At 69.7% G+C, this 12,552-nt stretch carries 12 protein-coding genes; 3 read left to right on the top strand and 9 right to left on the bottom strand.

What is annotated here, in order from left to right:
- Positions 1-149: 149 nt before the first annotated feature.
- Positions 150-956, top strand: coding sequence for a DUF6602 domain-containing protein (locus tag AB0G84_RS24230; RefSeq protein WP_361324388.1), 807 nt, complete (start codon positions 150-152; stop codon positions 954-956).
- A gap of 77 nt (positions 957-1,033) precedes the next feature.
- Here AB0G84_RS24230 and AB0G84_RS24225 read toward each other — a convergent pair whose 3' ends face one another.
- From AB0G84_RS24225 to AB0G84_RS24215, 3 genes are all read right to left on the bottom strand, one after another.
- Positions 1,034-1,309, bottom strand: coding sequence for a hypothetical protein (locus AB0G84_RS24225; protein WP_361324385.1), 276 nt, complete (start codon positions 1,307-1,309; stop codon positions 1,034-1,036).
- Positions 1,310-1,318: 9 nt separating this feature from the next.
- Positions 1,319-1,567 carry a hypothetical protein gene (locus AB0G84_RS24220; protein WP_361324383.1) on the bottom strand — a complete coding sequence of 83 codons (249 nt, stop codon included), beginning with the start codon at positions 1,565-1,567 and terminating at the stop codon, positions 1,319-1,321.
- A 747-nt stretch (positions 1,568-2,314) separates the two neighbouring features.
- Positions 2,315-3,439 (bottom strand): hypothetical protein, encoded by a 1,125-nt coding sequence (locus AB0G84_RS24215; RefSeq protein WP_361324380.1) that lies wholly within the window; start codon positions 3,437-3,439, stop codon positions 2,315-2,317.
- A gap of 744 nt (positions 3,440-4,183) precedes the next feature.
- Between AB0G84_RS24215 and AB0G84_RS24210 the strand changes: the two genes are divergently transcribed.
- Positions 4,184-4,924: a helix-turn-helix transcriptional regulator gene (locus AB0G84_RS24210; RefSeq protein ID WP_361324377.1), complete on the top strand. Its 741-nt coding sequence runs from the start codon at positions 4,184-4,186 to the stop codon at positions 4,922-4,924.
- A gap of 120 nt (positions 4,925-5,044) precedes the next feature.
- On the opposite strand, the gene AB0G84_RS24205 is transcribed toward AB0G84_RS24210, so the two are convergent.
- The 5 genes from AB0G84_RS24205 to AB0G84_RS24185 all read right to left on the bottom strand — a co-directional run bounded on the left by AB0G84_RS24205 (position 5,045) and on the right by AB0G84_RS24185 (position 10,905).
- Complete coding sequence (locus AB0G84_RS24205; protein ID WP_361324374.1) at positions 5,045-6,040, bottom strand: squalene/phytoene synthase family protein; 996 nt, start codon at positions 6,038-6,040, stop codon at positions 5,045-5,047.
- 277 nt (positions 6,041-6,317) lie between these two features.
- Positions 6,318-7,646 (bottom strand): hypothetical protein, encoded by a 1,329-nt coding sequence (locus tag AB0G84_RS24200; protein WP_361324371.1) that lies wholly within the window; start codon positions 7,644-7,646, stop codon positions 6,318-6,320.
- A gap of 187 nt (positions 7,647-7,833) precedes the next feature.
- Entirely contained in the window at positions 7,834-9,180 is a 1,347-nt protein-coding gene (locus tag AB0G84_RS24195) for an MAB_1171c family putative transporter (protein ID WP_361324368.1), read from the bottom strand.
- On the bottom strand, positions 9,173-9,790 hold the full coding sequence (locus tag AB0G84_RS24190) for a hypothetical protein (protein WP_361324365.1): 618 nt from the start codon (positions 9,788-9,790) through the stop codon (positions 9,173-9,175). The genes AB0G84_RS24195 and AB0G84_RS24190 overlap by 8 nt, the downstream gene beginning before the upstream one ends.
- A 251-nt stretch (positions 9,791-10,041) precedes the next feature.
- A complete protein-coding gene (locus tag AB0G84_RS24185) occupies positions 10,042-10,905 on the bottom strand; it encodes an SMI1/KNR4 family protein (protein WP_361324362.1) in 864 nt (287 codons plus the stop codon).
- A gap of 156 nt (positions 10,906-11,061) precedes the next feature.
- Here AB0G84_RS24185 and AB0G84_RS24180 point away from each other — a divergent pair, with 156 nt between their 5' ends.
- Positions 11,062-11,823 (top strand): methyltransferase domain-containing protein, encoded by a 762-nt coding sequence (locus AB0G84_RS24180; RefSeq protein WP_361324359.1) that lies wholly within the window; start codon positions 11,062-11,064, stop codon positions 11,821-11,823.
- 177 nt (positions 11,824-12,000) lie between these two features.
- Here the strand turns inward: AB0G84_RS24180 and AB0G84_RS24175 are convergent, their stop codons facing one another.
- Positions 12,001-12,468 carry an ATP-binding protein gene (locus tag AB0G84_RS24175; RefSeq protein WP_361324356.1) on the bottom strand — a complete coding sequence of 156 codons (468 nt, stop codon included), beginning with the start codon at positions 12,466-12,468 and terminating at the stop codon, positions 12,001-12,003.
- Positions 12,469-12,552: the final 84 nt, after the last annotated feature.

The following is a 12,552-nucleotide window of genomic DNA, read 5'->3' as shown; positions in this document are numbered from 1 at the left end:
TGCTGGCTTGCTGGCTTGCTGGCTTGCTGGCTTGCTGGCTTGCTGGCTTGCTGGCTTGCTGGCTTGCTGGCTTGCTGGCTTGCTGGCTTGCTGGCTTGCTGGCAAGGAGTGGACCCCAGGGGCATCTCGCCTGGACCTAGGATCCATGCATGGCCCAAGACAAGCTCGGTAAGATCCTCGGTTCCGTGGCGAAGAGAATGCGCGCCGACTTTGAGCAGTCCCAGAATTTCCACCACAATGGCGAGGCCGGGACATCGCGCGAGGTGCTCATCCAGCAGTTTCTTTCTGGGTACTTGCCGGCTCATGTCGAAGCGGTGCACAACGTGGAAGTCATCGCGACGAACGGCGAGGTGTCACCACAGTCCGACATCGTCCTGATTGACCGCGGAACACCGCCGTTCACGAGCCTCAATGGGTTTCGGATCATCCCCAACGAATGCGTCTACGGGATGGTCGAAGTCAAGACGAAGCTGGACGGGGCCCAGCTCACCGATGCCTGCAACAAGATCAGCAGGATGCGTAGGATGCCAAAGACGGCATACCGACCGATTCCCGGGACGATTCCCCGCTCCACCAAGGCATACGGAAAGACTCACGCGTTCTTCCCGACCTCAGGCATGGTCGTCGCGTTCGACAGCCTCAAACTGGAGACGATCGGCAAGCATCTCGTTGACTGGTGCCGCACTCGCCACCCCATGGAGTGGCCGGACAGCATATGGGTGGTAGGTAAGGGGCACCTCCAGTGGGGAGATGCTCGCGGCCATTCCCTCTTCAGGTCTCCGGTGGCGGGTGCCGCACTCTTCCAGATCGATGCCGACCCGGATCAAGACATCCTCCTCCCGCTGGCGCTTCACCTCAACATCCATTTCTCGGACGCCTGGATGAATCCGCTCGACCTCCTCCCCTATTCCGGCGCCACGCCGTTGGGGAACATTGCCGGGCGGTGGAAGATCTAACGCCACTCGGGGAGTACGAGCGAGCCCCTGCCCGACCACGGGCAGGGGCGAGGCCACGTCCTGGCCCTCACGACCCGTTACGTATGACCGGCGAGTTGGAGCATCTCGACCCTTCCGTTTCCTCCCCCGTCGTCCAGGACCAGGAATGTGGCGCGTGAGCTCTGACTCAGGCGGATCTGGAACTGATCGCCCAGCAGCCTCTTGTAGTTCGTGTCTCCGGCCCTCGCGGCCGCCTGGGCCGGGTGGAGCCCCTCGCTCTGGATCGCGTTCTGGAATATGTCGAAGGTCTCTTGCTCAGATTTGGTGAGCTGGCCGACGACTTCCATCCGGCTCTTGTCGAACGTCCACGGCATGGCGCCCGCCTATTCCGTCGTAACGGTGATGTCCTCAAGAGTCAGGTTCTTGACGGCCAGTTCAACGCCACCGAAGGCGCGCTCAAACTCATTTCGTCCCACCCTGAGCGCGTTGACCTCGGTCGCGGATCCGCCGGCCGTCATCTCGAAGTTTCCATCGGCCTTGCAGTCGACGATCACCTTGGTCTGCCTGCCGAAGCCCCAGGTGGGGATGTGCCCCTGCACTTCCTGCGGGGCGAGGCGAAAAGGACCAGCCATGGGTAGGGCCTCCCGTGATTCTCGGCTTTTCTTCTCGTCTAACTGGGTACCGGCCCTTGCCGTTTCCCGTCAAGATCGCAAAGAGACAGACAGGGCGGATTCAGACACCTAAATGAATCGAATGAGTCTGCTAAGAGAAGTTGCAGGGTGCACCCCTCAGTTGTCCGGAACGGGTCCACAAACTTTCAGCGGTCCCGTCGTTGCGGGCCCAGGGGGCGCGGAATGACGGGATGGGGCGTCCGCGGAGTCCGTTGCGGGGCCGATAAACGCGTTCGATTTTCAGGTGGGGAGTGGCGGCGGCACAGCGCGTCGGGAGGGCACCGGATCCGGCGGGTTGGGCGACGAGGCGGTTGTCGGAATTCCCTGACGCATGAGGCGCCGGTGCGGTGTTCCCTACGGGCGGCGGCGGTCTGGAGGGGGTGGCGGCGTAGCCGGGATGCGCGGCGGCGGCCACCACGGAGGGCCGGCGCGGCCAGACGAGCCGCGAGCTCATGGAGGAAGGGGAGGTTGGCCGAATTGCCCGTACCGCCGCGTGGGCGAGCCAGCGGCGGTACGGGCGGCGCTCGTCGTGGGGATCGTCGAGGTCGTCGTTCGCAAGCAGTCAGCCGACGTTCGCAAGCAGTCACGGGATGTCGAAGGACGACGATGAGGCATCGACGGGCAGGCCCCTCGCAGTCGCCAGGGGCAGGCCCCTCGCAGTCGCCCGTGGCGCGGCACGGCGACGGAGCGGGGGCGCGAGGGGGCGCGTTACTGGTCGGCCTTGGGGACGGCCGCTCCGACGAAGCCACCGTCGTCCGCGCGGTACACGACCCCGACCTCATACCGATCGAGCAGGCTGTAGAGGTCGGGGGCGGGAGCGGCCGGCAGCAGGATGACGCGGGTGGGCTCACCGTCATGGCTCGGCATCTCGACGTAGCGGCTGTAGTCCAGGATCTGCCCGAGGGCCATCCGCACGTCCTCCCGGGAGTTCGACCCCTTCGCCTCGTAGAGCACGTGATCCGTCGCGTCATACAGGTCGGTGCGGAACGTCGAGGTAAGGCCCTCCACCTTGATCTGGAAGGCGCCCGTCTGATGCCCCAAGGAGTCCAGGTAGGCCTTGTACGCCTGGGTCAATTCGGCCTCGTGCCGCACGGCGACCGTGGCGGCACTGGCGGCACGCACGCTCAGCTTGGTGCTGAAGGCCTCGGGGACGACGAAGGTGCCGCTGGTCTCCGCGTTGGGCGCCGCCGCCTTCCCTGCGGAACTCCCCTTGCGCACACGCTGTTGGGGAAGCGGCAGGGCGCCGCTGGTTGCCGGATCCGACTGGAACATCGCCGCGGTGACCGCCCGGAACGGCACGAACTCGGCCGTGGTCTCCGCCGCCGCCGGGATCACGTCCTGGGCAGCGTGCTGCACCGCACCTTCCTGGCGCAGGCGGAACACGAGGACATTGCGCTCGTGACCGTCCTCGTCATGGACCCTGCGCCATACGTACGGCTCCATACCGTCCAGCGTGAACGTCCCGAGGTACCGGTGCGTCTTCGTATCGCTCCTCGGGAGCTTGCCCACCCGCGTGAACACCCGGAGCACCCGGTCCTGCTCCGCGTGGCGAAGGATCGCCCGGTTCCCCGAGCCGGCAACACCGTCGAAGGTCTGATCGCCGATCTTGCCCGCACCGGTGTACTCGAAGACCCGGCCCAGTTCGTCCTCCTCGGCCAACCAGCCGTCGTAGTAGCCGGCCCGTTCACCCACGTCCGGGTCCGAGTAGAGGTTGACGCTCTGCATCTCCTCAGAAGGGCAGATGCCCCCCTGCGGGCTCCCCCCGAAGGCTGCACGGATCTCCGTGCGCGTACGGACGTCACCGGGGTTGATCGTTTCCACGCTAGCGGTCATGGGCTGACCCTAAAACACACCACTGACAGTCCACCTGACCTGCCCAACTGGCCCATGGAACAGCGCATTTCGTTCGGATCGCCGCCGCCCCCGGCGGTCCCACCGGCGGCCTCACCGGTGGCGGATACCGCCGGAACGGCCGTCAGCGCGGGAGTCGGGTCACGGCGCCGGGCACAGCGGCGCGAGGGTGGTGGCGGAAGGCGAAAGACCAACCAGGAGCCTGACGCCGGCAGCGACCGCCGGACACCCGCCCCAGGGACTCCGTCACCGCCCGAACGGCACCAACCGGACGCCCTAGTCGTCCTCGTCCTCGAAGCTCCATCGGAGGTCACCTGCGCGGCGGGAGCGATCGCCCGCACGGTGCCGTGAGCCCCCTGCTCGATCTGGTCCGCCCAGCCGCCGGACGGGCGGTCGTGGTGCCGGGCTCTCCCCTGTGGAGCCCGGCACCACCGCCGGGTGGGGCGGCAGTTGCGAGGCGCGGGACGTACCAACGGCCCCCTGCGCGCCGTGCCCGCCGGTCGTTCAGCGGCATCGCCCAGGCGAGGATCCTTCAACCAAAGCAGCGTTGTCAACAATCGTTTAATTCATGGGTGCTGGTGGCGGCTTCACGGGCCGCCACCCGACGCTCCTCGACACAATTGTGGTGACCTTCATGGCGTACGGTGCTGGCTACCGCTAGCCTCGGAGCGGCTGCGAGCGTGCCGCCGTCCCGTCTGTCCACCGACCAGGAGACCGCTCATCGCCATGGATGCCTCAGACATGCACCCGGCGGATGGGCTTCGAGCCGTCGTCGCAGCGATCGACGGGCTCCTGCGGGACCTGGACCTCGGGCGCGATGTCATCGACCTCGACCACCTCTCGCACCGGACGGGCCTCACGGTCCCCCGCGTACAGGCGCTGCTCGATGACGGCGGCGAGGAATCCGAGCAGGAGCAGGACTCCTTCCAGGACCGCCTGGTCTTCCTTCGGGAGACCCGCCGCAAGCCTGACGGGAAGATGTACACCCTCGACGAGATCGGTGCGGGGGCCGGCATCTCCCACGGCCAGGTCGGCTACCTGCTGAACGGGAAGCGGAAGAGCCCCGGGCTGGATGTCACCCGGAAGCTGGAGAAGTTCTTCGAGGTCGAGCCGGGTTTCTTCACCGCCACCGAGCGCCAGGCGCTCTACCGGGCGCTGCAGTCGACGCACGAGCAGCTGACCCATCTCGCGCTGCTACGGGGCAAGGGCATCGACCGGCTGGCGATGCGCAGCGACACCAGCGGTGACAGCAGGATCGACCGGGAACTCCGGGACGCGCTGTCCGAGGCCCTGAGCCGGCCGGAGTCCAAGGAGCCCGAGGATCCCGAGGTGCGGGAGCTCACGGACCGGATGCGCTCCCTGCCCTCCAAGAGCAGAAGGCGGGTCTTTCCCCTGATCCAGGGGCTGTTGGGCCTGGCTCGGCCCGAGCCCGAGGATCGGCCGCTGCCCGGCCGGCGCGGCGTCTGAAGGCGGCCGGAGGTCGCAGGTCCGGTCGGTGCGTCGGGGTCGTTCAGCCCATTCGGTGCGTTCAGCCCGATCGGGGCGTTGGGTCCGTTCGGTGCGTTCAGCCCGATCGGGGCGTTGGGGTCAGGCCTTCTCGTCCGCCCTCGGCGCGGTACCTCCGGCGACCGGTCCCGTACCACGTCCGCGACGCGCCGCCGCGTACTCCCGGACGAGAACCCGCAGGGCGGCCGCCAGCTGCGGCCGGGCGGACCCGTGCAGCAGCGCGGTCCCCTTACGGGCCGCCGCGCGCAGTGTGAGGCCCTGGATGGTGATGAGAGCGCGGACGAACGGCCGGTTGTGGGCGGGCACCAGGTCCACGAGGCCGTACGACGCCACCAGGCCCGCGCGGATCTGCCGCGCCTGTTCCCCGAGCAGCGCGCGGAACCCGTCAACGGCGGTGCTGTTCTTCCCAGTCGAGCCTGACCCGGTCAGGCCGGAGCCGGTCAGGCCGGAGCCGGTCAGACCGTGGCGGGTGAGGAGTTCTTCGGGGAGGCCGAGGCGCCCGGCGGCCAGGTCTTCGGCGAGGTCGTTGAGGAAGTCCAGCCGCTGACTCGCCTCGATGAAGGTCCGGCAGCCGGCGACGTACGGGGCCGTGGGTGCTCCGTCGCCCAGCAGGCAGGCGATGAGCAGGAAGGCGGGCAGCGAGTAGCCGTCGACGTAGTGCTGGAAGTCGCGCTCCGAGGCGAAACCCGTGGTCCGTACCTCCAGCGGCGCCCCGGCGAGGAAGTCCTCGACGTACTGCCGTAGTTGAGGCCGCCGGGCGAGGGTGTCCAGCAGCGTCCGCAGCACGGGCTCGTCGGCCTCGCCGCTCTTGAGAGCGGCGTGCACCCGGCTCTCCCAGTCGGCGAGCGCGGCGATGCGCTCGTCGACCGGCCCCTGGTCGATGAGGTCGTCGCTGTGGTGCATGAACGCGGTCGCAGCGATGATGTCGGGCACCAGCGGGGCGGGAAGGAGCAGACGCACGGCCGTGTACTCAGCGCGGGCGTAGTGCGCCACCAGCTGACGCTGTTCGCTGTAGTCGCGACGCAGCGCGGGGTCCGTGATCCCTGCCTGGTCGAGCGTCTTCGGCCAGGTGGCCATCGTCAGCTCCCCTCTCCTTGGGTGCAGCTCACGATAGGTGATGGACGCCGAGGGGCCGGATCGGCCCGATTTCGAGGCGCCGGACGGCGGGCCGCGCGCCCCCATTGCCCCTCCCGTTCCCCGTTCCCCCGCTCCTCCCTCCCTCCTTCCCTCCCTCCCCCCCCGCAAGGCGTCCGGCCCCCAAGGGGGTTGCCGCCTCCGGCCGTAACGCCAGGTGCGGGAGGGTGCCGGAATGCCGGGCGGGGGGACGGACCCCAGGAGCGGGAGGGTCAGGTCTTCAGCGGCCGGACAGCACCCGTGCCGCTCGGGCCAGCACCCGGGGGCGGGTCAGCGCCTTCGGATGTTGCCGCATGTGCACCACGTCCATGAACGCCCGGTTGACCTCGGGATCGAGGACGGAGGCCTCCGTGATCTTGTCGCCGACCCAGCGGGTGAGCCGGTAACCACGGGGGTACGGGCCCTTCACATGCGGCTGGGCCAGGTCCGCGGTCGCCGACAACTGCCAGGCCGCATCGACCACCACGGCGGCCCGCCGGAAGTAGTCCCACGCCGGATCGTGCGGAGCGGACCCGGCGCGCAGGTACGCGGAGAGACACGAGGCCTGCAGCGCGGCGAGGGTCAGACCCTGCCCGTAGATCGGGTTGACCGAGGCGACGGAGTCCCCCACCGCCACCAGCCCACCGGGGAACCGGCTCAGCCCAGTGAAGTCGCGTCGCCGGCTCTCCGGGAAGGGGAAGGTCCGGACATCGCCGAGCATCGTGCAGCGGTCGGCCACCTCGCGCAGCGGTGTCGCACTGCGCCGCATCCGGGCCAGGAAGTCGCCCGGGTCGCGTCCCGGGCGGTGGTCGGTGTAGCCGGCCAGCACCACCATCCACCGGTCGTCCTCCACCGCCGCCATCGCCCCGGCTTCGCTGAGCGTGGGCTGATACCCGCTGGCGGGGCCCGGCGACGCATGCGCGATGACCGTACGGGGGAGTTCGTCACCGCGCCGGAAGACGGCGGTGGCGTAGCCGAGGTCGATCTTCATCCGGTGCAGCGGAGCGTGGTCCCATCCGCCGTCGAGCAGCCAGGTGTTGAGGCGGCTGGAGCGCCCCATGGCGTCGACCACCAGGTCGGCGTCCAGTTCCGCCGCACCACCGGCCGTGGGCGACGCTTCGTCCGCGGTGGAGTACTGCACACCGCGGACCCGGTCGGCGTCGAACAGCAGCCCCTGGGCCCGTCCGTGCAGGACCCGCACCTGGGGAAGGGCCCTGAGCCGCCGGCGGATCCGGCTTTCGATGAACGGCCGGGTCGCGCCCAGCATCTGTAGGTCGGGAACGGGCGCCCGGAGTGCCCCGTCCACGTAGAACTGCACCTCGGGACCGGCCCCCAGGCGCGCCCCGCCGGCGACGAGTTCGCCGGTGATGCCCGGGAAGAAGCGTTCGAGGTGGGTGTGGCCCATGGACAGCAGGGCGTGCAGGTGGTGGCGCTGTGGAGCGCCCCGGCCGGTGCCGTCCTCCCCCATGTCATCCGCTTCGAGGATGACGACCTCGTCGGCATGGTCGCTCAGGACACGCGCGGCGTACAGGCCCGCGATGCTCCCGCCGAGGACAACAGCTCGTCTCACAGGAAATCCCCCATGTGGTTCGATGGCCCGCCCCCGCGCCACAGGACGTCGGGCTTGGTCAGGAGGCCCGAACCGACACGGGAGCGGGGCAATTCTGCCGTAGCCGACCGGCGCGACGGACACACGTGCGAAATTGCGCCCCGTACGTCTCCCGTCTCCCGGTCCCGGAATGCGGACGCCCCGCGGGCTACTGCCGTTCGGCCGCCTCGGTGGCGGACCGCTGTACGCGCACGGCCTCCAGCGCCGTGGCGACCAGCGGGGCGGTGAGCGCCTGGGCGACGCGCAGCAGCCGTTGGCGTTCGTCGGAGGCCGGAGTGTCCTCGCCGGGCAGCCCCGCCTGCGGTCCCTCGGGCGGCTGAGGATGGCCGGAATACCCCTGCTCCGCCGCCGCGCGCCGGGCGGCCTGGAGCCGCTGCACCGCGTCCCGCAGGGCGGCAGCGGTGGCCGCCGCCTGTAGTTCCTGCTCCGAGAGGCGCCGGGCGTCGGCACGGCAACGGGACGCCCCTCGTTCCTGATGCTCCTGCCGTTCCTGATGCTCTTGTCGTTCCTGCCGTTCCTGCTGTTCCTGCGCGGCGTGGACGGCGGCCGCGGGCAGGGGCGACACCCAGGGGCGCAGCGCGCGCATCCCGTCGAGGATCTCGATCACGCGGCGGTGCAGGTTGAACCCGACGTTCCAGGCCAGGCGACGGCTCCGTGCGCTGTCCACGCTGAAGGCGAGGTCCTCGTCGACCCCTTCGACGACCAGGTCCCACAGCGGCTGCAGGGCCTTGATGTCACGGCGTTCGCGTAGCCAGGCGCCCACCGCGGCTCCGGAGAGGCCGTAGCTGGTGATCAGGGCGCCGATCGAGCCGAAGGTGGAGCCGAGCACCCCCACGGTGTCCAGGGCGTGGTTGCCGAAGGCGGCCAGCACGATGGCCGGGGCGGAGCAGACCACGTAGCCGAAGACGAAGAGCATGGCGGTGCCGAAGGAGCGCAGCGCCCGTTGGAACCGGGGGTCCGCCGGCTTCAGCTTGCGGCACTGCCGGTAGGTGCTCAGCGTTCCGCAGGCCAGCGTGGCGAGGAAGACCGCCAGGAACACCTGGACGGGCGGTTCGCCTGCGAAGTCGGTGTTGAACGTGAGGGGGTGGTCCGTCGGCCCGGACAGGTCGGCGGAGCAGAACGTGACGACCATGACGGCCGGCGCCGCGAGGTACGCCGCGGACCACAGCGTGACCCGGCGGCGCAGCACCGCCGGGCGCTCCCGGAGCCGGGGATCCCACAGCATGGTGAGCACGTGGAGGAGGGAGAAGCAGCTCAGGATGCCGATGTAGACGGGCAGGGTGGCGAAGCTGGGGACGCCGGTGAGCTCCCCCAGCATCCGGTAGCCCGCGGGCGCGGCCATCGCGAACACCAGGCCGGACGCCACGAAGTTCACCGTGATCAGGAACAGCGTCGGTGTGCGGTCGCGCAGCAGCGCCAGGCACTTCCACCCGGCGATCACGAAGTCGAGGACCGCGATGGCCAGGTAGACCACGTTCGAGGTGCTCTCAGACACCGGACCTCCGGTGGGAGAGCGCCGAGGAGAGGAACCCGTTGCTGCTCTGATCGCGCCGCAGCTCCAGGTGGCGCTGGAGCATCACGGTGGCGAAGGCCTCCGCCCGTCGCTCATGGGCGCTGTCGTAGTGCGAGCGGCCGAGGACCTGGAGCACCGGGCCCGGCTTCAGCCCGGGAAGCAGCTGCCGCACGGTCTCCTCGGTCATCAGCTGGCCGGAGGAGTCGTCCTCGGTCGGGTGCTCCTCCCACAGGTGGAACAGCTCGTGCAGGCTGACGTGCAGGCGGGTCAGTTCGTTCGCGGTGGAGTCCACCACGATGTAGTCACGGTCCTTGCCCCGGGCACAGAACCCGGACACCTGCTGCGGGAGCGGCACTTCGGTGATGGTGATCGGCTTGTTGCGCCGTACGGCCACCGCGTCGACCAGCCCCTGCATGTCCCGTACGCCGGACAGCCCGAGGTCGCGATGGACGAGACGGGTCACGGACCAGGTCGCGAAGAAGACCGCCAACTGCTCCCGGAGCGAGGCCCACAGCGAGCTGGGCGGCCGGTGGCGGGTGGGTTGCGGCGCTCTCGCCTGCTGCGCCGGACCATGACGACGGGGCCACCACATGAACGGAGAACTCCTACGGCTGTTGCTTGGGCGTCGGGGAGGTGTACGGACCGATCCAGCCAGAGTGACTGTAAGGCTACGGAGGGAGGGCGCACGGAACCTGTCTCCCGGGGCGAGGGGGAGGAAGACCTTCGCAAGCCAAAGATTGTGCTGCCCGGGTGCTGTCCGGCCCTCACCGGGGGCTCCGGGGACGTCCCTTGCCCGCCGGACCGGCCCGGAGCGGCCGGGTGGCTCCGCGGTGTCCGGGGAGCTTACGCGGACCTGGCCGGGCCAAGGCTCCAGGACGATGCGCCGTGGACGGTGTGGAGGGACCGTACGGCACACCCCATGCGGTCGAGGGCCGCGAGGACCGCCTGGCGGGCCGCTTCGCTGTCGGCGGGCGGGAATGCGACGCGGAGCTGATGCCCGTAGGCCGTCTCGTACGTCAGCTCCCAACCGGTCCCGGTGACGACGAAGTGGTCCTGTCTGGTGCCGTTGTATTCATCGGCGCTGCGGTCCGCGGTGGGGGCGAGCGCCTCGCGCAGGATCCGCAGCCGCTCGGTGTAGGGGAGGACTCCTTCGTCCAGCTTGAGGTAGATGTGGTCGCGCTCGATCGCCGCATCGAACCATGGGGCGAGTTGCGGCTCGTGGTGCAGGAGTTCGGAGCTGATGCGACCGCTGGTCCATCCGTCCAGAAACGCGGCGATCCCTCCGTCGAACCGTTCGTAGTCGGCGTCCCGTGACCAGATCACCACCGGCCAGGACTCGGGCGAGCCCTCGGTCAGCCAGCACAATTGCGCTCCACTGTCGGTCACTGCCCAGGTCAGCAGCCCGCCCGGTTCGGGGAAGAAGGGGTGGGGGTAGTCCTCGGGCCACCTCTCGCGCATCGGTCCGAAGTCCTCCAGGAGGTTGGCTTCGAGCCGGACCGGGTTGTCCGCACCGAACGGGGTGCACAGGCACAGGGCACCCCAGAAGTCACCACGGCCGTACGTCTCGACCAGCCGCTTGTAGTCGTCCGGCAGCCGGGTGCCCAGAGCCCGCTCCGCATCGACCCAGTCGCCGCGTCCATTGACGGCCTCAACGGGCGGTGGCACCCGTGCGGTGACGCGGGCGAGATGACTGTCGGCATCGATCATGAACACACCCTAGAACCGGCAGCCGGTGCCTGCTCAGCCGCGCATCCGACGACTACGGCCGCAGGTCCGTCGGACGAGCCCCGTGCCGCATCCGGAATCGCCGGTTTGGTGTCGATCGATCCTCTGCCGCCCGGACCCGCGGCCGATGATGGGGTGATGAACACCAGTCAACGTGCTCAGTCGTTCAACGCCGCCGCTGCTCAGTACGCCGCGAGCAGGCCCTCGTATCCGTCCCCGCTCCTGGACTGTATCGAAGAGATCACGTGCCGTCCCCTGGCCGGCGCCCGCGTCGCGGACGTCGGCGCGGGCACCGGCATCGCCACCGCGCTGCTGCGTGGGCGCGGCGCTCATGTGCTCGCCGTAGAGCCCGGCGAGGCCATGGCCGCCGAATGTCACGAGGCGCTGCCGGACGTTCCGGTCGTGCGAGGGGACGGCAATGCCCTGCCCCTGGCGGACGGCTCCCACGACCTCATCACCTACGCCCAGTCCTGGCAATGGACCGACCCCGGGCGTTCCGTCCCGGAGGCACTGCGCGTCCTGGGTCCGCAGGGCTCCTTGGCGATCTGGTGGAACACGACGAGCTTCGACGTGCCGTGGCTGCGATCCCAGCACCAGCGCATCGCACGGTACTGCGGAGTGAAGCCCGCATCCGTGGTGCGTCCCGACGACGCCGAAGCGGTCCGGTTGGCGGGCCTGACCGGGCTGCGGGTCACCCGCCGGCAGGTGCGCTGGAGTCGGGAGGTCTCCTTCGACGGACACCTGGCCAACATCGGCAGCCGCTCGGCGTTCCTCGTCCTTGACGAGGCACGCCGGCGTGCCTTCCTGACCGAGGAGCGCAGGCGGCTGCATGAGGCGTTCCCTGACGGGACGGTGGAAGAGGCCTACGTGGTCGATCTGCTGATGGCCACCCGTCCCTGACCCATTGGCACCGGTGCCGGGCCGTCACCGACGGGCCATGGCTCGAAGTGGCTCACACGGCTCTCGGGATCCGAACGGCGAGGAGGCACGGGCCCCTTCGGGGGGATCCCCGAGTACGACGGGCAAGGCAGGGCGACAGCCGAGTGCGGGCCGGGCGTCATCTGCCGAACGGCCCGCTCACAGGTGCAGCTCGGCCCGGACGATCTTGCCGATCGGCGCCCGGTCCCGCACCTCCCAGCAGGTGGCGAGCGCGGCCACCACGACCAGCCCGCGCCCGGCCTCGGCGTCCGCGGGCGGCACCACCAGCGGGCCCGGGCCCGGCGGGCGCCGCTCCGTACGGGTGTCGGCGACCTCGATCACCAACATGCCCGGCCGCGCCGAGCCCGGCAGCTTCCGCAGCCGCAGCTCGAAGTCCCGCCCGGAGACGTGCCCGTGGGTGGCGGCGTTGGCGGCCAGTTCGCCGACGATCAGGGCGGCGGCATCGGAGACCTCCCCGCCGTACGGGAAGCCCCAGACGTCGAGCTGCTGGAGCGCGAGGTAGCGGGCGAGCCGGGCGCCCCGCCGGGTGGAGCTGAAGCGCTGGGTGAACGTACGTACGGTGACGGGTGTGCGGGCACCGCCGTCGGGGGTGAGCTGACTGTGCATGCGGGCAACGCTGCTGGCAGGCCGGCCCATACGCCAGGAACCCGACTCGTACAGCGGGAACTGTACGAGTTCGGAGGGTGGACG

This window comes from Streptomyces sp. NPDC020742, from assembly GCF_040641675.1.
In the GTDB taxonomy this organism is placed as follows: Bacteria; Actinomycetota; Actinomycetes; order Streptomycetales; family Streptomycetaceae; genus Streptomyces.
Note: the sequence above shows the minus strand (reverse complement) of the source record. Positions and strands in the feature narration are given on the sequence as shown.